A 20,278-nucleotide genomic window follows, 5' to 3' on the forward strand; every position below is an offset into this window, starting at 1 on the left:
ACGTCCTGCAGCACCACGAAAAACGCCCCCGCAGCCATCTGCTGGGGCGTTTGTCTGTGCGCCGCGACCCTATGCGCGCCGACTTACCGTGCCGCATCGAAGACCATGTCGATCATGGCTTGCGTGCCTTGCGAGAATTCCAGCGGGCAGGCATAGGCCGCGCCGGTCTGCACCGCGCGGTTGAAGGCTTCGACCTGCAGGACATAGTGATTGTCCGCGGGAAACCGCCACTCCTGCATCTGCCCGCCCGGACGGTACAGCCCGACGCGCGCCTCGCCGTAGACCTGCGCATTGAACGGCGCGGTGAGCCGCATCACCGCCTCCTCTCCGTGGAATGTCACTTCCTGCCATGGCGCCATGCGCATCGACACCATTCCGGAATACCGGAAGGACGGAAAGCGCGCGGTCATCACCGCCGTGGTGTCGAAATCCTCCAGCCAGTCGAGGTCCGCCGACAGTATCTCCTGAGGCTCCTCGCCGGTGACGAACCGTGTCGACCCGAAGATGTAGACACCGATGTCGCGCAGACCGCCGCCGCCCATACCGCGCATGTTGCGGACATTCCCGGGATCGGGATTGTTGTAGCTGAAATCGCAATCGACCCGCTTGAGCGTGCCCAGCACGCCGCTTTCGTAGATCTCCCTGGCCTTCTGCCACTGCGGATGATGCACGATCATGAAGGCCTCGGCGATCAGCAGCCCGGTCTCGTCGCGCAGCGCGATCAACTCGTCGATCTCCCGCGCCTCGAGCGCGATCGGCTTTTCGCACAGCACGTGCTTTCCCGCCCGCGCCGCCTTCCTGGTCCATTCGACGTGCAGGTGATTCGGCAGCGGAATATAGACCGCGTCGACCTCCGGATCGGCCAGCAGCGCGTCGTAACTCTCATGCACCCGCAGATCGGGCGCCCAGGCCTGGAAGGGCTCTGCCTTCTTCGCCGACGACGTCGCCAGCGCCGCCAACCGGCCGCCCGTGGCCCGGTGGATCGCCGGCCCCATCTGGTTCAGCGCGAAATGCGACGCCCCCAGAATACCCCAGTTCAAATGCGCGCTCATCTGTGCCTCCTTCGGTTTTGCCGCGACGCTAACCCAATCCGTCCAAGCGCAAAAGCGGTGACCCACTCCTTCATCTTGCCGATAAACTCCAGAGAGCACGAGAGACAGCGTCTCTCGTATGCCGCAGGCATTTCAGAGCCGAAAATCACGAAAAAAGGCGGCTCCAACCGGAGCCGCCCTGTCTTTCCGTAACCACCCGATCAGGCGCTGGCCAGCATTCCCTGGTCCTTCGCCAGATCGCGCATCCGCTTCTGCAGCTTCTCGAAGGCCCGCACCTCGATCTGGCGGATGCGTTCACGGCTGACATCGTATTGAGCGCTCAGATCCTCCAGCGTCACGGTCTGTTCGCTCAAGCGCCGCTGGCTCAAAATGTCCTTCTCGCGGTCGTTGAGCACGTCCATGGCCTCCGCCAACAGCGCGCGGCGCGCTTCGAGCTCGTCGCGCTCGGCGTAGTCGCCGGCCTGGTCGGCACCCTCGTCCTCGAGCCAGTCCTGCCACTGCATCGTGCCCTCGCCCTCGCTGCCGACGGTGGCATTGAGAGAGGCGTCGCTGCCGGACATCCGGCGGTTCATGCTGATCACCTCGTCCTCGGTTACGCCGAGATCGGTGGCGATCTTCTCGACATGTTCGGGCCGCAGATCGCCGTCCTCGAGCGCGCCGATGCGGCTCTTGGCCTTGCGCAGGTTGAAGAACAACTTCTTCTGACCGCTGGTCGTGCCCAGTTTCACGAGGCTCCAGGACCGCAGGATGTATTCCTGGATCGAGGCGCGGATCCACCACATGGCATAGGTCGCCAGGCGAAAGCCCTTTTCGGGATCGAAGCGCTTGACCGCCTGCATCAGACCGACATTGGCCTCGGAAATCACCTCGGCCTGGGGCAGACCATAGCCGCGGTAGCCCATGGCGATCTTCGCAGCCAGGCGCAGATGGCTCGTGACCATCTTGTGCGCCGCCTCGGTGTCTTGCTCCTCGACCCAGCGCTTGGCGAGCATGTATTCTTCTTCCGGCTCCAGAAGCGGAAACTTCCGGATTTCCTGCAAGTAGCGGCTCAGGCCGCCTTCCGGCGTCGGGGCCGGAAGATTCGCGTAATTGGCCATCCCTCTCCCTCCAATGTATAGGGGCTTAACATTCATATGGTGTCAGGCCCGAGGGGTTGCAAGCGTCATAAGACGCAATTCCTTCTCAAGAGATTAACGCATGAGCCGGCGAAATGTTTGCCTATGTCAGTGCTTTCACGCGCATGTGCTCTGCGGAGATGCGGCGCGCACGGTTTCGTGGCTGAATGGAGAGGCAGTGCGTCCCATCCGGGCGCCCCAAGAACGCCTAAGCGCGCAGGGTGTCCAGCAATGCGGCCATGTCCCCGGGCAGATCGGCCTCGAAAGCCATCCAGTCGCCGCTGACGGGATGTGCAAAGCCGAGTTCCGCCGCGTGCAGCGCCTGCCGGCCGAAACCCCGAACGGCCTCTGCCGCATCCGTCGACACCGCCGTCGCAGCGAGCTTGCGCCGCCCGCCATAGACCGGATCACCCACCAGCCCGTGGCCGATATGCGCCATGTGCACCCGGATCTGGTGCGTGCGCCCGGTTTCCAGCCGGCACTCCAGAAGCGCCAGCGCGGGCGGCGTGCCGAAGCGCTCCAATACCCGCGCCCGCGTCACCGCGTGGCGCCCGGGGCCAAAGAACACCGCCTGCCGCTGCCGGTCCGTCTTGTGCCGCGCCAGCTGCGTGGTCACGCAGATCACCGCTCCCGGCTCCGCCGACACACCGCGGATACCGCGCAGCCGCGGATCGCCGGTGTCCGGCACGCCGTAACACAGCGCCCGATAGGACCGCGCCGCGGTGTGTTTCTCGAACTGCGCCGCAAGGCCGTGATGCGCGCGGTCGGATTTCGCCACCACCAGCAGCCCGCTGGTGTCCTTGTCGATCCGGTGCACGATGCCCGGCCGCTTCGCCCCGCCGACGCCGGAGAGATCGCCGCCGAAATGATGCAGCAGCGCGTTGACCAGCGTGCCCCCCGGACTGCCCGGCGCCGGATGCACCACCATGCCCGCGGGCTTGTTGACCACCACCAGATCCGCATCCTCGAACACGATTTCGAGCGGGATGTCCTCAGGCCCGATATGGCTGTCCTCGGCCTCAGGCACGGTGATCCGCAGCACCTCGCCCTCGGCAACCCGCGCCTTGGGGTCGGTCAGCGGTTCCGACCCGCGCAGCACGTGACCCTCGGCAATGAGCCGGGCCAGTCGCGTACGCGACAGGGCCGCCGCGTCTGGCACATCCCGCGCCAAGGCCTTATCAAGGCGCGGCGGCGGTGCCGCCCCGATCGTCACCTGCAACACTGTGGATGCCATGGCCGACACTCCCCCGCCGTCTCCGGAACCCCCCGAAGAACCGGCCAACCTGAAATTCCTGCGGCTGCTGGTCACGATCCTGACCGCCACGATGATCATCGGGCTTGTAGTCATCGTGACACTGATTGTCATCCGCTACCGCGACCAGAGCGCACCGCTGCCCGACAGCATCACCCTGCCCTCGGGCGCGGTGGCCACCGCCTACACGCAAGGCCGCGATTGGTACGCGGTCGTGACTACGGACGACCGTATCCTGATCTTCGACCGGGCGACCGGCGCGCTGCGGCAGGAGATCGACATCCTGCCGTGAGCGGAGTGGCATGTGAGGAAAGGTGGTACCGACTCCCCGGCTCGAACGGGGGACCTCTTGATCCACAATCAAGCGCTCTAACCTACTGAGCTAAGTCGGCACGTTGGCGCGAAATAACGCCGTCTGAAGGCCATTGCAAGCCCGAATCCCCGCCTAGCGCAGCCCGATGGACCAGTGCTGTTCGACCAGGTCGACCCCGAAAGACCGCACCGGCCTGGCACCCTCCAGCGTCCAGCCGTTCTTGGCATAGAGGGCGCAGGCTGCTCTATGGCTCTCGTGAGTCCAGAGCACCATGCGCGAATAACCTGTCTCGCGCGCGTAATCCATACAGGCGTCAAGCAGCCGCTGCCCCAGACCCTGCCCGCGCGCCTCGGGCACCAGCAGGAACAGCCGCAGCTTGGCGGTTTCGGCATCCTGGCGCACGCAAAAGATGCTGCCCAGCCGTTCGTCGCCGCGCTGCGCGATGAAGGCCCGCTCGCAGGACGGGTCCCGGTCGCGCCGGTAGGCCGCGAGGATCTCCGCCACCAAAGCGCCGAAACTGGCGTCGAACCCCTCGGCCTGAGCATAATGCGTCCCGTGCTGGTCGACCAGCCAGGGCACATCTTCGGGGATGAAGTCGCGCAGCACGATATCCATGGCCGCACTCAAGCAGATCGGCGCCCGCTTGCAAAGCGCCTGCCCCTTGCGTAGACCGCAGCGATCCACCAGCCACGCCGGAGAGACGTCATGGGCATCAACACCGAACGCGACATCGAGGCCAACCTCCAGATCGGCCCGACCGACCAGGGCATGGTGCGGCTCTTCGTGCTGGCGGACAAGATCGAGATCCCGATGGATTTCGACCCCGAAGAAGCCGACGACATCGCCGAGGAAATCCGCGCCGCCGCCGCCGCCGCGCGCAAGGTCAAACCGCGCTGACGCAGCGCCGTCATCGGCACGGCGCGGGCATGACAATGGCGCAGGGTGCCGGCCTTCGCCTCCTTCCTCGACCACCGCTCCCGAGGCTGCCGGTCGCCCGACGCCCAGTGTCCAACCGCCGCTGCCCGTCCGCCCGACACGCAATCTAGCGCACCTTCTCAGACGCGGCCGTCGCAACAGATCGCGCCGACCGCCAGTCATCGACGTGACGCAAGACAAAAGCGATCTTCGCGCCGCCTCGGCCAGCACGACCGCGGCCACAAGGGCAGCTCGCGAAAGCCTCGCCAATACTCCTGCGGCACTGAACACCTGCGCGCGCGGCACGACGCCGAAACGGATCGCCTCAGATCAGCCCGATCAGACCCTCCGGATCCCGCAAACCCTGCAGCCTTCGGGCCGCGTGAAAGGCGAAGCGGCGCAGCATCGCCGTACGCCGTGCAGGCGCCAGCTTGTCTTCGGGTGCCATGCGCAGGATTTCCGCGTCATAGGCATCGGCAATGATCAACCCCGTGCCCTCGGGCAAGAGGTCGGTCGGAAACTCCTGGTCAACCGCCCAGAAAAACCGGTCGCACCAGTCGAGATATCCCTGCCACTTCCCGTCCGACAGGAAATCGGCGCGGCTCGACTTGCACTCCACCACCCAGATCTCGCCCTTGGGACCCAGGGCCATCACGTCGACCCGCTTGCCACGGTCCGGCACCATTTCCTCGACCACCGCAAAGCCATGGCTGGCAAGGTGGCGGCACACCCCGCGGGCCAGAAGCTGTCCAGGCTGCAACACGTCCTTCATGCTCCGATCTTATGAACAAAAGATGAACAAAAGCAAGGCCCGCCTCTTCTTCGGTTTTTGAAAATACCTCAGAGAGCACGAGAGATCTGCCCGTTGCGGCGCCATCGGTTCAAGCCCGATGGGCGACGTCTCTCGTATCGCGCGCCCACGCGATCATGAATCGCGTGCACCAATTTTCGACCGCTCCCCTTGCCCGGCGATCACCTCCGTCTTATCTGTCGCTCAGGCGGGTTCTGCCCTTCTCGTGAACGGTTGCATTCCGGTGGCCTTAAGCAATTCCGAGGGAGTTGGCTCTGTCCGGGCCGTGGTCCGGTTACCTGACGCCCACCTGTACATACAGGTCCTCGGGAATGAGAGAACCACACGGTTGCGGTGGTTCCCGCCGCATATCTTTCCGGCCCGTCCCGGCGCATGACAGCGCCGCCGCCGAACCCAAAGCGCGCCCACTGCGGCACCTTGGCGACAGTCGCGCCTTGCGATCCTCCTCGCGACAATCTGTTTTCAAACTGACGGAAAATGACGCTATCAAGGGCTTCAACGGACATGTTCCTGGCGGCAGGCGCCTCTGAACCTGCGCCTTTCAACGCCGGAGGAGTACGATTTGGCCCAGATTTCCGAGATCGAAGAGATGATTGCGCGCGTGGCCCTGGGCGACCGCAAGGCCTTCTCGCAGCTTTACGATGCGACATCGGCGAAACTCTTCGGCGTGATCCTGCGTGTGTTGAACAACCGGGCCAGCGCCGAAGACGTCTTGCAGGAAAGTTACATGAAGATCTGGCGCCATGCCGACCGCTACACATCGAACGGATTGTCTCCCATGACATGGCTCATCACCATCGCGCGCAACAGCGCCATCGACCGGCTGCGCGCGACCCGCGACAGCACGGCGGATGTGGATGACATGGCCGACCGTCTGGTCTCGACCGGTCCGACGCCCGAGCAATCGGCCATCGCCGCGGGAGAGGCGTCGCGGATCACCGCCTGCCTCGACGAACTTGACACCGACAAGGCCGGCGCCGTGCGCGGCGCCTACCTGCAGGGCCTGACCTACGCCGAACTGGCCGAGATATTCAGCGTGCCGCTCAACACGATGCGCACCTGGCTGCGGCGCAGCCTGATCAGCCTGAGGGAGTGCATGGAACGATGACCGCCACAACCGACGGACCCGAAGACGACATCCGCGCCGCCGAATACGTGCTGCGCCTTCTGCCCGCCGACGAAGAGCGCGCCTTCGAGGCCCGCGCCGCCGGCGACCCGACGCTGTCCGAGCGGGTGACCTACTGGGCCAACCGCCTCTCCGGGCTGAATATCCACATCGATCCGGTCAAGCCGCGGTCCGCAGTGCGCCGCGAACTCATGCAGCGTCTGTTCGGCACCGACTCAAAGCCCTCCTTCTGGCAGCGCGCCGGCCTGTGGCAGAGCGTCAGCTTCGCCTCGCTGGTGCTGGCCGGCTTCCTCGGCTTCCAGGCGATGCAGCCTTCGCTGGCCCCGGGCCTCGTGAGCGAGATCGCCGCCGAGGACGACAGCTTGCGCGTGCTCGCGGTGGTCATTCCCTCGACCCATGTGATCCAGCTGACCCGCACCGCGGGCGACCCGGCGCCGGGCCGCGTCTTCCAGCTCTGGGGCATTCCGCCCGACGGCAGCGCACCGGTCTCGCTGGGCGTGCTGCCCGAAGATCCGACCGCCTCCGTGCAGGTGCCCGACCCGCTGCTGGCCTACCCGGCGACCAGCCTGACGCTGGCGATCTCGGACGAACCGACCGGCGGTTCGCCCACCGGCGCACCCACGGGTGACGTGCTGGCTCTCGGAGAGATCACGCCGCTGTAACCAGCGCCGCGCCGACCGCAATCCGCCAAACGCGGCACCCGCTGCGCGCCACGTCCCAGCTTCATCTTGCCAATAAACCTCCGGGGGGTGTGGGGGGCTGGCCCCCCACTTTCCCAGCGTCCCAAGCCGAGCCCAGACTCCCGGCAAAGCGGCAAAGATGCCGCTCAGAACGCCTCGGGCCGGGCCTCGCGCGCCATGTGGTCGAGCACGGCGTTGACGAATTTCGGTTCTTTCGTCTCGGGAAAGAACGCCCGGGCGATATCGACGTATTCGACGATCACCACCTTCGGCGGGGTGTCGAAGGCCACGAGCTCCGCCCCGGCGGCGCGGAAGAGCGCGCGCAGGGTCGGGTCGATCCGGTCGATGGGCCATTTCGCCACCAGCGCGCGGTCGGTCATCTTGTCGATCTTCGCCTGCCAGCGCACCGCCTCTTCCAGCAGCCGGGCAAAGAGGTCGATGTCGCCGTCGATCATCTCTTCGCCCTCTTCGACCTCCGCGCCAAAGCGGAAATCGAGGAATTCGCGCCGCACCTGGTCGAGCGAGTGCGACGAATGCTCCATCTGGAACAGCGCCTGCACGGCATAGAGCCGCGAGGCGGATTTCATCTTGCGTTTCTGGTTGCCCGACAGGGCATTGGGTGCATCGGTCATGCTGTGCTTGGATCCTTGCCGCCGCCGGCGATCTGGTATTCGTCGCGTGCGGGCTGGAATCCCACCCCCTTGCGCGAACCGCCCCAGTTACGGGCCAAAGCGATCAGATGCAAGGCCGCCGCAGCGGCGCCGCCGCCCTTGTTCTGGCCTGCCAGCTCGGCCCGCGCCTGGGCCTGGGCCATGTTTTCGACCGTGAGGATGCCGTTGCCGATGCAGAGCCCCTGCAACCCCAGCAACGTGATGCCGCGCGAACTGTCGTTGCACACCGTTTCGTAATGGGTCGTCTCGCCCCGGATCACGCAGCCCAGTGCCACGTAGCCGTCGAAATTGCTCAGCCGTTCGGCGATGCCGATGGCCGTGGGCACTTCGAGCGCGCCGGGCACCTCGACGGTCTCATGCGTGCCGCCCGCCGCCTCGATCTCGGCGCGGGCGCCTGCGATCAGCTGGTCCGCGATGTCGCGGTAATAGGGCGCCACCACGATCAGCAGCTTCACGGGGCGGTCGAATTCCGCCCGCGGCAGCGTGTAATGGGTCTCGTTGGAAGCCATCAGTCATGCTCCGGTATCTTGCGGGTGCCGACGATCTCGAGCCCGTAGGCATCGAGTCCGACGATCCGTGGCGTCGGAGAATTCGTCAGTAGTTCCAGTTTCGACAGGCCCAGCGACGACAGGATCTGCGCGCCAAGGCCGTATTGGCGCAGGGTCTTGGGGCTGACCTCGTCATGCACGTCGAGCTTCATCGAGGTGTCGCGCAGCAACACGACCACGCCGCGGCCTTCGCGGGCCACCTCGAGCATGGCGTTGTGAAATTCCGCCGCACGGCCCTTCGGGCCTGTCCCCACCACGTCGAGCATCGGGTCCATGGCGTGCATTCGCACCAGCACCGGGTCGTCGCCCGAGAGGTCGCCCTTGGTCAGCACGATATGCTCGTCCCCATGCGTTTCGTCGGTGTAGATCCGCATGTTCCAGTCGCCGCCGAATTCGCTTTCCACCACCTCTTCCTTGCGCACGCGCACGAGGTTGTCGTTGCGGCGGCGGTAGGAAATCAGGTCGCTGATCGTGCCGATCTTGAGCCCGTGTCGCTGGGCAAAGGCCACCAGTTCCGGCAGCCGGGCCATGGTGCCGTCCTCGTTCATGATCTCGCAGATCACCCCGGCGGGGTTCAGCCCGGCCAGACGGCTCACGTCCACGGCCGCCTCGGTATGGCCCGCGCGCACCAGCACGCCGCCCTCGCGGGCGCGCAGCGGAAAGACATGGCCCGGCGTGGCGATGTCCTGCGCGCCCTTGGAGGCGTCGATGGCCACGGCGATGGTCCGCGCCCGGTCGGCGGCGGAAATGCCCGTGGTCACGCCTTCACGCGCCTCGATCGAGATGGTGAAGGCGGTCTCGTGGCGCGAGGAATTGTTGGTCGACATCAGGCTGAGGCCCAGCTGCTCGATCCGCTTGGCGGGCATCGCGAGGCAGATCAGGCCGCGGCCGTACATGGCCATGAAATTCACCGCGTCCGGTGTCGCCCATTGCGCGGGGATGACCAGGTCGCCCTCGTTCTCTCGGTCCTCGTGATCGACCAGGATGAACATGCGCCCGTTGCGCGCGTCCTCGATGATCTCTTCGACCGAAGAGATGGCATCTTTCCAGTTATCCTCGACCGGACCGGGGGTTTCATATTCCGCCATAAAGCCTCCTGGACTGTTGGCCGCCAGATAGAGGACGCAACGGCGATTGACCAGAGGAACGTGACGCGCGTAGCGGCGCGACACTCTGTCCCGCGCGGCCTTGGCGCGCCGTCAGTCAAAGATGTCGTCGAGCACATCGAACGCCTCTTTCAGGAACTTCCGACCGAGACTCTTGCTCTTTTTCTTCTTCTTGCGGGTTTTCTTCTGGCTGCGCTCGCGTTCCCAAAGCGGCAGCGGCGTCGCGTGGACCTCGGGCCGCGGCTGCCGGGCGGGGGCGCGGCTGGCGCGGCCATGGCTGGCCTCGGGCCCGGGCATCATCTTCATGTCGTGCAGCGGCGCGCCGCAAGAGGCGCAGGCCAGTTCGTGCCGCACCTCGCCGGTCAGAACCAGCGCGGCGCGGGTGCCGCAATAGCAGCAGGTGGCGATCTTGTTGGTCGGGTGCATCGGCTCTCCTTTGCCGCAATATTGGCATGGCGGCGGCGAGGGGCAAGGCATCCGCCGTAGGCAGTCGCCCGCGTTCTTGCTATGGTTGTGCCAGATATTTTGATCACGAGGTATTTCCCATGGCGCAGCCCCCCCGCCCTTCCAGAGACCGTCCACGCCTGGACGACCTGCCCTTTACCGTCAGCCTGCGCCGCGTCAACCTGGGCGTGGGCCTAGCGGCCTTTTCGCTGCCGATCCTCGTGGCAGGCACCGGGCTGTTCCTGCAGACCTGCGAACAGAACTGGTTTCTCGATTCCATCAGCCACTATTTCTACGCCCCGCTCAGCGGCAGCCTGTTCATCGCGACGCTCAGCGTCATCGGAGTGCTGCTGGCCTTCTTCTTCAACGTGCCGGACGGGTCCGGGCGCGAACTAGCCGTGAACCAGGTCGAGGAATACGCAAATTTCAAATGGTGGGAGATCTGGCTCACCCGCTTTGCCGGGATCGCGGCCTTCCTGATCGCCTTCGTGCCCACCGCGCGGTCCGGTTGCGTGTTGCAGAACGACGTGATGCGCGCCTACCTCCTGATCGGCGACACGCCCTTCTATACCGACGGCGGGATCGAGACGCTGGAGCAGGCGCAGGTCGCCTTCGACTTCATCGCCGTGACCGGCTGGCAGGTGCCCTTCGGGCTGGACCTGCACGCGGTGGGCGCGGCGGTGATGTTCGCCACGCTGGGGTATTTCGCGCTTTTCGTCTTCACCCGCGACCAGACGCGCGACCATGCCGACACCCCCGGCAGCGCCGCCGCCGATCCCGAACGCATCCGCCGCAAGCGCCTGCGCAACCTGATCTACCGGTGCTGCGGGGTGACGATCTTTGCCGCGATCCTCGCCATCGGCGGCAAGTTCGCGCTCTGCCAGGGCCTCGGCCCTTGCGCGATCGACGACTGGAATCCGACTTTCATCGTCGAGACCCTGGCGCTCTGGGCCTTTGCGCTGGCCTGGCTGGTCAAGGGTCGGTTCTTTCCGTCGCTGGCCGATCCCGGGCCGCCGGGTCAGGTCTAGGTCCCGCGCGCGGCGTAAAGCGCTACGGCGGCGGCGTTGCTGACGTTGAGCGAGCCGAAATCGCGGGCAAAGTCGATGCGCACCAGCGCGTCGCAGGTCTCCTTGGTCTTTTGCCGCAGGCCCGGCCCCTCGGCCCCCAGAACCAGCGCCACCGCCCGGTCGCGGCGGCCTGTCAGCGCCGCCTCGATGTCCTGCTCAGCCTCGCCGTCGAGGCCCAGCAGCAGGTAGCCCATGGCCCGCAGCCGTTCCATAGTGTCGGCAAGGTTGCGTTCGCGCAGGTACGGTTGGCGCTCCAGCGCGCCGCTCGCGGTCTTGGCCAGCGCGCCGGTCTCGGGCGCGGAGTGGTGCAGCGTGCCGACGACCGCCTGCGCGCCGAAGACCTCGGCCGAGCGCAGGATGGCGCCGACGTTGTGCGGGTCGGTCACCCGGTCCAGCAGCACCATGCGCGGCGCACCGCTGCCGTCGCCCAGCGCCACATCCTCGAGCCGCCCCCAGTTCAGCGGCTTGACTTCGAGCGCCGCGCCCTGGTGCACCGATTGCGGATCGAGAGGGGCAGCGAACTTGCGCGGGTCGCTGATCTCGGGCGTGATCCCGGCGGCGGCGATGGCGTCCGACAACTTTGCCTCGGCGTTCTGCGTCACCACCAGCCGCAGCTTTTCGCGGCGCGGATTGACCAGCGCATCGCGCACCGCGTGCAGGCCGAAAAGCCAGACGGTTTCGGCGGCGGCGGCGCGGCGCGCCTGCTCTTTCTCGACCACCCATTTGGGTTTTTTCACCATGTCCCGCCCCTCTTTGCGACGCGCCTATCCATGCGCGCGCAGACCCGCCGCTTCAAGGGATTTTCCGGTTGACGAGGCAAAAGGGCGCTTGTAATCACCCCCTCACGCCGCGCGGGACGTCCGCGCAGCCAGTGGGCGACAGGCCGCAAGGTGTGGCAGGGGACTGTAACTCCCTCGCGGAGACGCACGCTAGGTTCGATTCCTAGGTCGCCCACCACTTTCCCCTTTTCTGTCAGATGCTTATCCCGGTCACATCGGTCCCGGAGCCGAGGGCACGACCTGCGTCGGGCTCGTGCCCCGCCCGGACCGCGATCTTGACGACAGATAGATCGCCAGTGCGGGCGCCACACAGCCGAAGGTCTGCTTGACACCATCCCTTCCGGGTGCCTTCTTTGCGCACGCACAGCGGAGGGGCGGATGACCGAAACCAACAGCCTGCGCAACACGGCGCGGCAACTTTTCGATGCGGCCGTGGCCGCCGCCGACCCGGCCTTGGCGCTGCGCCCGCACATGACGGAGCTCGCACCGCTGGAGGGCGGCACAACCTACGTCATCGCCATCGGCAAGGCCGCGCCCAGGATGCTGGCCGAAGCCTTGCGCCACCTGCCCCAGCCGGTGCGCGCGCTGGCGGTGACGCATCACGAGAACCCGATGGACGTGGAGGGCGCCGAGGTCCTGCGCGCCGGGCACCCGGTGCCCGACGCTGCGGGCGCGCGCGCGGCAGAGGCGGTGATCGCGCTGCTGCAGGAGGCCGGGCCGCAGGACCGGGTGATCGCGCTCATTTCGGGTGGCGGGTCGGCGCTGGTGCCTGCGCCGGTGGACGGGCTGACGCTCGAGGACAAGGCAGAAGTCAACCGCCTGCTGCTGGCCGGCGGGCTGGATATCACGCGGATGAACCTCGTCCGCCAGCACCTGTCGCGGCTCAAGGGCGGCGGGTTCCTGCATCATGCCGCCCCCGCCCCGGTGACCGCTTTCATCCTTTCGGACGTGATCGGCGACGACCTGCGCGCCATCGCCTCCGGCCCCACGGTCGGTCCCATCGGCAGCGTCGAGGACGCCCGCGCCCTGCTGCGCGAGCATGGTCTCTGGGATCGTCTGCCCGAAGCCGCGCGCCGGCACCTTGAGACCGCCACCGACGGCGCCCCCCTGCCCGAGGCCACCAATGTGCTGATCGGATCGAACGGCCAGAGCCTCGAAGCGATGCGGAAGGCGGCCGAAGATGCGGGCTGGGCGGCCGAGATCGTCAGCGACCGGCTTGTCGGGGACGTGGCCGAGGCCGCGGCAGAGGTGCTGGCCAACCTGGGCCCCGTGGACGCGCCCGCAGCACTGCTCTTCGGGGGCGAAACCACGGTCACCATCCGCGGCTCGGGCCGCGGCGGACGGAACCAGGAAATGGCGCTGCGCGTGGCGCTCGGGGCGCCCGAAACCGCACAGGACTGGCTGTTCCTCTCAGGTGGCACCGACGGGCGCGACGGGCCGACCGACGCGGCGGGCGGTGTGGTCGACGCGGGCACCGCCGCGCGCATCGCCGCCGCCGGGCAGGATGCGCAGGCGTTGCTGGAGAACAACGACAGCTATGCCGCGCTCGCGGCCGCCGGCGACCTGCTCTTGACCGAAGCGACCGGCACCAACGTGGCGGACGTTCAGGTGCTGCTGATCCGGCCCTGACGGCCCGCGAACCGTTTCAGCGCCACGCCCGCGCCGGTCAGCGCATCGCGCACGGACCGGGCGATTTCAAGCGCGGTCTTGCCGTCGCCATGCAGGCAGATCGTGTCTACTGCGGCGGGAATGTGCTGTCCGCTTTCGGTGATGATCGCCCCGGCCTTTACCATCTCGACCATGCGCTTGCCTGCCAGCTCCGGATCGTGGATCACCGCCCCCGGCAGGCTGCGGTCCACAAGCGTCGCGTCGTCGTTATAGGCGCGGTCAGCGAAGATCTCTCCGGCCCAGCGGCAGCCCAGTGCCTCGACCGCCTCTTGCTGCGCGGTGGCTGCAAGGACCATGACGATGATCTCGGGATCGACCGCCAGCGCGCCCTCGTAGCAGGCGCGCGCCATCTCCGCATCCTCAGAGGCCATGTTGGCCAGCGCGCCGTGCAGTTTCAGGTGCCGTACCGTGCCGCCCGCCGCCGCCGCCATCGCCCGGGCCGCGCCCAGCTGGTACATCACCAGGTTGCGGAGGCTGTCGCGGGTCAGGTCCATCCGGCGGCGGCCGAACCCCTGCAGATCGGGAAAGCCGGGATGGGCGCCGATGCCGGTGCCGTGGTCCACCGCCAGCCGCATCGTCCGCGCCATCACGTCCGGATCGCTGGCGTGAAAGCCACAGGCGACATTCGCCGAGGTGATGACTTCGAGCAACTCTGCGTCCTGCCCCATCACCCAGGGGCCGAAGCTTTCGCCCATGTCGGCGTTCAGATCGACGGTATCGCTCATGGTCTCTCCTTTTCCGTGTCAAGATCGCGGCCTGCCGTGACGCCGCCGATCAGCTGGTAGGACAGCAGGTCGGGGATGTCGGCGGGATCGCGCACCAGCGGCTGCAGGCGTTTGCCCAGCGCCGCGCAATGTTTCAGATAGGCCCGTTGCGCCGCCACCGCCTCGTCCAACGTGACGAAGCTGAACCGCAGCGGCGCGCCCTGCGGCGCCTGTGCCACGCGCGGTAGATCGGCGGGGATGACGGTGCCGATGCGGGGATAGCCGCCAGTGGTCTGGCATTCGGCCATCAGGATGAAGGGCGCGCCGTCGCCGGTGACCTGGATATCACCGGGGAGGATCACCTCCGACAGCACGCTGAGACCCCCGTCCACCGCAAATCCCGGGCCGTCCTGCGTGACCTTCACCCCCATGCGGTTGGCGCGGGCATCGCGAGAAAATTCCACGTTTTCAAAGCGGTCGAGCTGGTCCTTCGGAAAAAGCTCGGTCTGCAGGCTGGGCACCACGCGCAGCCGCCCGCCGGCGCAGCGGTCGTCCACCGGCAGCAGCCAGCCGGTGTCGTCGCGCGGGTCCTCGCCCACCGGCAGCCGCGTGCCGGCGTCCAGCGGTTCCCCCAACCCGGCGGTCATCTGCGTCGCCCGCGCGGCCAGCCGTTCAGGCAGGTCCACGCCGCCGCCCAGATGCAGGTAGCCGTAAGCGCCCCGTGTCACCGCGCCGATCTTCAGCTCCGCCCCGCGCGGCAACAGGTGGCTGGCGTTCCAGCGCAGCGGCGCCCCGTCGATGCTGGCCCGCATGGGCGCGCCGGTGAGCGCGATGCGGATGTCCTCGGTTGCCTCGAACCGCCCGCCCATCCCGGCCATCTCGATGACCGCTAGATCGGGCGACTGCCGTAACAGCGCCGCGCCCTCGGCCAGCGCCAGCGTGTCCGCCGCCCCGCCGCGGGACAGACCCATGGCGAGATATCCGGTCCGGCCCCGGTCCTGCACGGTAAGGCTCGGTCCCGCCTCTTGGACGATCAGCTCGGCGCTCACGGGATTCTCTCCCATTCCGCGCCGCCATCGGGGTCCTTCTCCATGTTGGCCATCTGCTCGGGCGGCGTTTCGACGAATTGCACCTCGTCGCCGGGGCGCAGCACGAAAGGCGTGTCGCTGTCGGGACGGAACAGGCGGAACGCGGTCTGGCCCACGTGCCGCCAGCCGGTGGGCGTGGTCACGGAAAACAGCACCAGCTGCCGGATCGCCACCACCAGCGCGCCCTTGGGTACCGTAGGGGTCAGGTTCTGCTGGCGCGGGATGTCCCAGGCTTCGGGCAGTTCGCCCAGGTAGGGCTGACCGGGGGCAAATCCGATGGCCAGCGCCCGCACGCGCGATTCCGACAGGGTGCGGATCGCCTCGGCGCGGCTGAGCCCCGCCACCTCGGCCGCCTCGTCAAGCTGCGGCGCCATATCAGTGCCGTAGACCGTGGGGATACGGAAAAACCGCCGCCCCTCGGGCAGGTCGGCCTGCGTCCACTCCTGGCTTTGAAGAAGCTCCCGCAGGCGGCTTTGCAAGTCCGAATGACCCAGATGCAGCGGATCGAAACGCAGGAAGGTCGAAACCAGCGAGGTCGAGGTCTCCTCCACCCCGTCCCAACCTTCGCCATCGACCGCCGCGCGGAACGCCAGCGCGGCGCGGTTCGCGGGCTCCGACAGGGCGCCGCCGAAGGTGACCAGCATCCCGTCGATGCCCGCGGTGCGCAGGATCGGGTAGGTGACTTCGGTCATCGCGCGTCCCGGATCGTCTCGGGCAGCCACAGCGCCAGATCCGGCACCCAGATCAGGATGAAGACCATGACGATCATGATCAGGAACATCGGCAGCGCCGCGCGGGTGATGTAGCCCATTTCGTGATCGGTCATGCCCTGAAGCACGAAAAGGTTGAAGCCGATGGGCGGCGTGATCTGCGCCATCTCGACCACCACCACGACGAAGATACCGAACCAGATCAGGTCGATCCCGGCCTCGCGCACCATCGGTTCGACCACCGCCATGGTCAGCACCACCGACGAAATCCCATCAAGGAACATGCCCAGCACGATGTAGAAGACCAGAAGCGCCATCAGCAGCTGGAAGCGGCTGAGCTCCATGTCCGCGATGAGATCCGCCAGCGCCCGCGGCAGGCCGGTAAAGCCCATCGACAGCTTGAGAAAGGCCGCCCCCGCGAGGATCAGCGCGATCATGGCGCTGGTGCGGGTGGCGCCCATGAGCGATGCGGAAAAGGTCGACCAGCTGAGCGACCCCTGCCCCGCCGCAAGCAGCAGCGCGCCGATGACGCCGAAGGCCGCCGCCTCGGTCGCGGTGGCGAAACCAAGGTACATCGACCCGATGACCACCACGATCAGGCAGATCACCGGCAGCAGGAAGCGCGAGTTGCGCAGCTTGTCCACGAAGCTCATGCCGGTCTCGACTACCGGCGCCCAGTTTTTTGACACGCCCGAGTAGACCACGACGTAGCCCATGAACATCAGCGCCAGCACCAGCCCGGGCACCACGCCCGCAAAGAACAGCGCGGTAATGGATTCGTTGACCGTCACGCCGTAGACGATGAGCGCGAGCGAGGGCGGGATCATCAGGCCCAGGGTGGCCGCCCCCGCCAACGTGCCGATGATCAGCCGCTCGGGATAGTTGCGCGCGCGCAGCTCCGGGATCGACATCTTGCCCACCGTCGAGAGCGTCGCCGCCGAGGACCCCGACACCGCCGCAAAGACCGTGCAGCCGACGATGTTGGTGTGCACCAGCCCGCCCGGAAGCCGCGCGAGCCATGGCGACAGGCCCCGGAACATGTCCTCGGACAGGCGCGTGCGGAACAGGATCTCGCCCATCCAGATGAACAGCGGCAATGCGGTGAGCGTCCAGCTGCTGGACGACGCCCAGATCGTCGTGACCATGGCATCACCCACGGGCCGCGAGGTGAAAAGCTCCATCCCCACCCAGGCCACGCCCATGAGCGCGAGGCCCACCCAGACGCCGGTGCCCAGAAGCAGGAACAGCACGAAGAGGAAGAGGACGATGGCGTAAAGCTCGGTCATGTCACTCTCCCATGCTCTGGTCGACAAGGTCGCGGGTGATCCGGTGATCGCCCTTGATCAGCACGTGCAGCAGGTGATCGCTCAGCGCGAGCGCGAGGATGCCGCCACCGATGACCATGACCGACTGCGGAATCCAGAGCGGTGTGGCGTCCTGCGACTGCGACACTTCGTTGAATTTCCACGACCAGTAGGTGAACCAGTAGGCGTAATAGGTGAAATACCAGGCGATCGCCGCGGCCAGGCCGAAGCACCAGACCTCGAGCGCCCAGCGCATCCGCGCCGGCACCGCGTTGAGCAGGATCGACACCCGGATATGCGCGCCGCGATTGAGCGCATTGGCAAAGGCCAGGAAGGACGCCGCCGCCATGGCATAGCCTGCATACGCCGAGGCGCCCGGAAAGGTCGTGCCGGTCCAGCGCGCCAGCATCTGCGCCACGATCAGAACCAGAATGGCGATCAGGCAGAGCGCCGCGCCGACCCCGGCGGCCAGGTAAAGCGCGTCAAGCCCGCGCCGGATCAGTCGTGCCATTTTCGCCTCCGTGCGTTGTGTAGAGCGGCCCGGACGCCCCGGACCGCCCGCTCGCGCATTACTGGTTGTAGGCGTCGACGATGGCCTGACCGGCCTCGCCGGACTGCTCCAGCCATTCCTGGGTCATGGTGTCGCCGACCTCGCGCAGCCCCGACATCAGTTCCTCGGACGGCGGGGTCACGGTCATGCCGCCCTCGCGCAGGCCTTCGTAGGTGAAGTTGGTGTATTCCTTGGCCCGGTAGAGCCCCGCATATTCCGCCAACGCCGCGCAGCCCTCGATCACCGCCTTGCTGGCATCCGAGGTGGCCTCCCATGTGTCGGCATTCACCATGATGTAGTTGCGCGGCAGCCAGGCATCGACCTGGTAGAAATGCGACAGGGATTCCCAGACCTTCTGGTCGTAGCCGGTGGCGCCAGAGGAAATCATCGATTCCGCCACGCCGGTGGCGAAGGCCTGGCTCAGCTCCGCCGCCTCGATGGTCACCGGCGCCATGCCGGTAAGCTCGGCAAGCCGTGCGGTGGCGTTGTTGTAGGACCGGAACTTGATCCCGGCCATGTCCTCGACAGACGTGATCTCGCGGTCGAAATAGAGCCCCTGCGGCGGCCACGGCACGGAATAGAGCAGGTGCAGGTTCTGCTCTTCGAGCACCTTCTCGATCTCCGGCTGCGCCGCTTCCCAAAGCCGTGCGTGATCATCGAAGCTGGGCGACAGGAACGGCACCGAATCGAACCCGAAGACGGCGTTTTCATTGGCATGGCCCGACAGCAGACGCTCGCCGATCGGCACCTGGCCGGTCTGGATCGCCCGCTTGATGTCGGCACCGGCAAAGAGCGACCCGCCCGGATGGGTGACGATCTCGATCTCGCCCATGGTGCCGGTGGTCACGCATTCGGCGAATTCCGCGCCGGTGGCGGAATGGAAGTTGCTGGCCGAATAGGCCATGGGCATGTCCCAGGTCTCGGCCAGGGCCGGCGTAGTGAGCGCCGTTGCACAGGCGAGCCCTGCGAAGGTTTTACCGATATACGTCATGTCGTTATCTCCCGTTGGTGAAGTTATGGTTGAACTCAGGAAAAGCGCCCCGGTTGGTACGGGGTCAGGTCTGTATTGGACGGGCGCTGCGTGATCAGCCCCGCCAGAAGGCGGCCCGTCTTGGGCCCGGCCGTGAGGCCGATGTGGTGGTGTCCCAGCCCGGCAAAGACACCCGTGCGCCCGATCTCTCCGATCAGCGGCAGGCTGTCCGAGGTGGCGGGCCGATGGCCCATCCACTCCACCTCGCGCGTCGCCTGCAACCCGGGCAGCGCCGCGCGCACCTTGGCGCGCAGCATCCGCAGCGGCGCGCGGGTCGGCCCCGCCTCGAGACCGCCGAATTCGAGGATTCCCGCGCAGCGCAGCCCCGCATCCATCGGCGTCGCCACGAATTTCCCGGCGTCGATCATCACCGGCACGCGCGGCCCGCCGGTCGCGTTTTCGTAGAGGATATGATAGCCGCGTTCGGATTCCAGCGGCACTTTCAGTCCCAGCTTCTTCAGCAACGGCCCCGACCAGGCCCCGGCGGTGATCACCGCCCGGTCGCAGGCCAGCGGGCCGTCGGAGGTCAGCACCGAGGTGATCCGCCCGTCCTCCAGCGCCACGTCCCGCACCTCCGCGCGCCGGATCTGCCCGCCCATGGCGGTGAAATCCTCGGCCAGCGCCGTGACATACCCCCCAGGATCGCGCACATGGCCATGATCCTTCAGCACCGCGAGGCAACGGATGTCCGGCCCCAACGCCGGCTCGTATTCCTGCACCGCCGCCCCTTCCAGAAGCTGCGGCTCGAACCCGGCCTCCCGGCGCAAGGCCCAGCCATAGGCATCGGCCTCGAATATCCTGCGATCCCGGAACGCATAGACGTAATCGCTGGGGGTCACGTAGCGCCGCGCGCCCAGCCCCTCGGTCAGGGCCATGTGCTGATCGACGCTGTCGGCCACGATCGGCCCCAGCGCCGCAGTCAGCCGCCGCGTGTCCTTGTCATTGGCATGGCTCAGATATTTCAGCAGCCAGGGCAGCAGCTTCGGCAGGTACGACCACCGCAGGAACAACGGCTTGCCCGGATCGAGCAGCATCCGCGGCGCCTGCCGCAACAGCCCCGGCCCGGTCACCGGCAACACCGCGCAGGCGGCAAGCACCCCGCCGTTGCCAAAGGAGGTGCCCTGCCCCGGCGCGCCCCGGTCGACCAACGTGACTTCGGCGCCGAAGCGCCGCAGCCAGATCGCGGTCGAAACCCCGACGATCCCGGCGCCGATCACGACTACATGCGGGGGTCGGGTCATGCCATTCCTCTTGCCGGTCGCTGATTCCATGCCCTCATTCTTGGCTATTCACGCATTTCGTCAACAAATTATTGACAAAATATCGGAACCGCGCAGGATATGCT

Annotated in this window: 23 protein-coding genes, 2 tRNA genes and 1 other RNA gene; 8 read left to right on the forward strand and 18 right to left on the reverse strand. The window is 66.8% G+C overall.

All coding sequences use genetic code 11. From position 1 onward, the window contains the following. Positions 1-83: 83 nt before the first annotated feature. From DU478_RS18130 to DU478_RS18140, 3 genes are all read right to left on the reverse strand, one after another. Positions 84-1,052: a Gfo/Idh/MocA family protein gene (locus tag DU478_RS18130; RefSeq protein ID WP_114512379.1), complete on the reverse strand. Its 969-nt coding sequence runs from the start codon at positions 1,050-1,052 to the stop codon at positions 84-86. Between the two features lie 200 nt (positions 1,053-1,252). Further along, a complete protein-coding gene (gene rpoH / locus DU478_RS18135) occupies positions 1,253-2,149 on the reverse strand; it encodes an RNA polymerase sigma factor RpoH (protein ID WP_114512380.1) in 897 nt (298 codons plus the stop codon). Between the two features lie 226 nt (positions 2,150-2,375). Further along, positions 2,376-3,401 carry an RluA family pseudouridine synthase gene (locus DU478_RS18140; protein WP_114512381.1) on the reverse strand — a complete coding sequence of 342 codons (1,026 nt, stop codon included), beginning with the start codon at positions 3,399-3,401 and terminating at the stop codon, positions 2,376-2,378. Between DU478_RS18140 and DU478_RS18145 the strand changes: the two genes are divergently transcribed. Then, positions 3,400-3,711 carry a DUF6476 family protein gene (locus DU478_RS18145; RefSeq protein WP_114512382.1) on the forward strand — a complete coding sequence of 104 codons (312 nt, stop codon included), beginning with the start codon at positions 3,400-3,402 and terminating at the stop codon, positions 3,709-3,711. The genes DU478_RS18140 and DU478_RS18145 overlap by 2 nt on opposite strands. Positions 3,712-3,734: 23 nt before the next feature. Here the strand turns inward: DU478_RS18145 and DU478_RS18150 are convergent. Both DU478_RS18150 and DU478_RS18155 read right to left on the reverse strand, forming a co-directional pair. After that, positions 3,735-3,811 (reverse strand) — tRNA-His (locus DU478_RS18150). A 53-nt stretch (positions 3,812-3,864) separates the two neighbouring features. Continuing rightward, a complete protein-coding gene (locus DU478_RS18155) occupies positions 3,865-4,347 on the reverse strand; it encodes a GNAT family N-acetyltransferase (protein WP_114512383.1) in 483 nt (160 codons plus the stop codon). Between the two features lie 90 nt (positions 4,348-4,437). On the opposite strand from DU478_RS18155, the gene DU478_RS18160 reads away from it, so the two are divergent. After that, positions 4,438-4,629 carry a DUF6324 family protein gene (locus tag DU478_RS18160; protein ID WP_114512384.1) on the forward strand — a complete coding sequence of 64 codons (192 nt, stop codon included), beginning with the start codon at positions 4,438-4,440 and terminating at the stop codon, positions 4,627-4,629. 343 nt (positions 4,630-4,972) lie between these two features. Here the strand turns inward: DU478_RS18160 and DU478_RS18165 are convergent, their stop codons facing one another. Next, positions 4,973-5,419 carry an MmcB family DNA repair protein gene (locus DU478_RS18165; protein ID WP_114512385.1) on the reverse strand — a complete coding sequence of 149 codons (447 nt, stop codon included), beginning with the start codon at positions 5,417-5,419 and terminating at the stop codon, positions 4,973-4,975. A gap of 227 nt (positions 5,420-5,646) precedes the next feature. Here DU478_RS18165 and ssrS point away from each other — a divergent pair. The 3 genes from ssrS to DU478_RS18175 all read left to right on the forward strand — a co-directional run bounded on the left by ssrS (position 5,647) and on the right by DU478_RS18175 (position 7,246). After that, positions 5,647-5,802: non-coding RNA, 6S RNA (ssrS, locus tag DU478_RS23800), on the forward strand. Positions 5,803-6,020: 218 nt separating this feature from the next. After that, positions 6,021-6,566, forward strand: coding sequence for a sigma-70 family RNA polymerase sigma factor (locus DU478_RS18170; protein ID WP_233501410.1), 546 nt, complete (start codon positions 6,021-6,023; stop codon positions 6,564-6,566). Beyond that, complete coding sequence (locus DU478_RS18175) at positions 6,563-7,246, forward strand: anti-sigma factor (protein WP_114512386.1); 684 nt, start codon at positions 6,563-6,565, stop codon at positions 7,244-7,246. Before DU478_RS18170 ends, DU478_RS18175 begins: the two co-directional genes overlap by 4 nt. Positions 7,247-7,410: 164 nt before the next feature. On the opposite strand, the gene nusB is transcribed toward DU478_RS18175, so the two are convergent. The 4 genes from nusB to DU478_RS18195 form a co-directional block, all read right to left on the reverse strand. Further along, complete coding sequence (nusB, locus tag DU478_RS18180) at positions 7,411-7,896, reverse strand: transcription antitermination factor NusB (RefSeq protein WP_114512387.1); 486 nt, start codon at positions 7,894-7,896, stop codon at positions 7,411-7,413. Next, positions 7,893-8,444, reverse strand: a complete 552-nt coding sequence (locus DU478_RS18185; RefSeq protein WP_114512388.1) for a 6,7-dimethyl-8-ribityllumazine synthase — start codon at positions 8,442-8,444, stop codon at positions 7,893-7,895. Before DU478_RS18185 ends, nusB begins: the two co-directional genes overlap by 4 nt. After that, positions 8,444-9,571, reverse strand: coding sequence for a 3,4-dihydroxy-2-butanone-4-phosphate synthase (ribB, locus tag DU478_RS18190; protein WP_114512389.1), 1,128 nt, complete (start codon positions 9,569-9,571; stop codon positions 8,444-8,446). The genes DU478_RS18185 and ribB overlap by 1 nt, the downstream gene beginning before the upstream one ends. A 111-nt stretch (positions 9,572-9,682) precedes the next feature. Next, positions 9,683-10,015, reverse strand: coding sequence for a hypothetical protein (locus DU478_RS18195; RefSeq protein WP_114512390.1), 333 nt, complete (start codon positions 10,013-10,015; stop codon positions 9,683-9,685). 119 nt (positions 10,016-10,134) lie between these two features. On the opposite strand from DU478_RS18195, the gene DU478_RS18200 reads away from it, so the two are divergent. Then, a complete protein-coding gene (locus DU478_RS18200; protein ID WP_114512391.1) occupies positions 10,135-11,061 on the forward strand; it encodes a hypothetical protein in 927 nt (308 codons plus the stop codon). Here DU478_RS18200 and rlmB read toward each other — a convergent pair. Continuing rightward, positions 11,058-11,840 (reverse strand): 23S rRNA (guanosine(2251)-2'-O)-methyltransferase RlmB, encoded by a 783-nt coding sequence (gene rlmB / locus DU478_RS18205; protein WP_114512392.1) that lies wholly within the window; start codon positions 11,838-11,840, stop codon positions 11,058-11,060. The genes DU478_RS18200 and rlmB overlap by 4 nt on opposite strands. 133 nt (positions 11,841-11,973) lie before the next feature. On the opposite strand from rlmB, the gene DU478_RS22980 reads away from it, so the two are divergent. After that, positions 11,974-12,057, forward strand: a tRNA-Tyr gene (locus DU478_RS22980). Between the two features lie 200 nt (positions 12,058-12,257). Then, positions 12,258-13,508, forward strand: coding sequence for a glycerate kinase type-2 family protein (locus DU478_RS18210; protein ID WP_114512393.1), 1,251 nt, complete (start codon positions 12,258-12,260; stop codon positions 13,506-13,508). On the opposite strand, the gene DU478_RS18215 is transcribed toward DU478_RS18210, so the two are convergent. The 7 genes from DU478_RS18215 to DU478_RS18245 are packed head-to-tail and all read right to left on the reverse strand — an operon-like array spanning position 13,484 to position 20,204. After that, entirely contained in the window at positions 13,484-14,272 is a 789-nt protein-coding gene (locus DU478_RS18215) for a LamB/YcsF family protein (RefSeq protein WP_114512394.1), read from the reverse strand. The genes DU478_RS18210 and DU478_RS18215 overlap by 25 nt on opposite strands. Continuing rightward, positions 14,269-15,300, reverse strand: coding sequence for a 5-oxoprolinase subunit C family protein (locus DU478_RS18220; RefSeq protein ID WP_114512420.1), 1,032 nt, complete (start codon positions 15,298-15,300; stop codon positions 14,269-14,271). The genes DU478_RS18215 and DU478_RS18220 overlap by 4 nt, the downstream gene beginning before the upstream one ends. After that, positions 15,297-16,031: a 5-oxoprolinase subunit B family protein gene (locus DU478_RS18225; protein WP_114512395.1), complete on the reverse strand. Its 735-nt coding sequence runs from the start codon at positions 16,029-16,031 to the stop codon at positions 15,297-15,299. The genes DU478_RS18220 and DU478_RS18225 overlap by 4 nt, the downstream gene beginning before the upstream one ends. Beyond that, positions 16,028-17,335 carry a TRAP transporter large permease gene (locus DU478_RS18230; RefSeq protein WP_114512396.1) on the reverse strand — a complete coding sequence of 436 codons (1,308 nt, stop codon included), beginning with the start codon at positions 17,333-17,335 and terminating at the stop codon, positions 16,028-16,030. The genes DU478_RS18225 and DU478_RS18230 overlap by 4 nt, the downstream gene beginning before the upstream one ends. Position 17,336: 1 nt before the next feature. Then, positions 17,337-17,864: a TRAP transporter small permease gene (locus DU478_RS18235; RefSeq protein ID WP_114512397.1), complete on the reverse strand. Its 528-nt coding sequence runs from the start codon at positions 17,862-17,864 to the stop codon at positions 17,337-17,339. 58 nt (positions 17,865-17,922) lie between these two features. Then, entirely contained in the window at positions 17,923-18,894 is a 972-nt protein-coding gene (locus DU478_RS18240; RefSeq protein ID WP_114512398.1) for a TRAP transporter substrate-binding protein, read from the reverse strand. Between the two features lie 35 nt (positions 18,895-18,929). Continuing rightward, positions 18,930-20,204, reverse strand: a complete 1,275-nt coding sequence (locus tag DU478_RS18245; RefSeq protein WP_114512399.1) for an NAD(P)/FAD-dependent oxidoreductase — start codon at positions 20,202-20,204, stop codon at positions 18,930-18,932. Between the last annotated feature and the right edge of the window lie 74 nt (positions 20,205-20,278).

It is taken from the genome of Thalassococcus profundi (assembly GCF_003344785.1).
In the GTDB taxonomy this organism is placed as follows: Bacteria; Pseudomonadota; Alphaproteobacteria; order Rhodobacterales; family Rhodobacteraceae; genus Puniceibacterium; species Puniceibacterium profundi.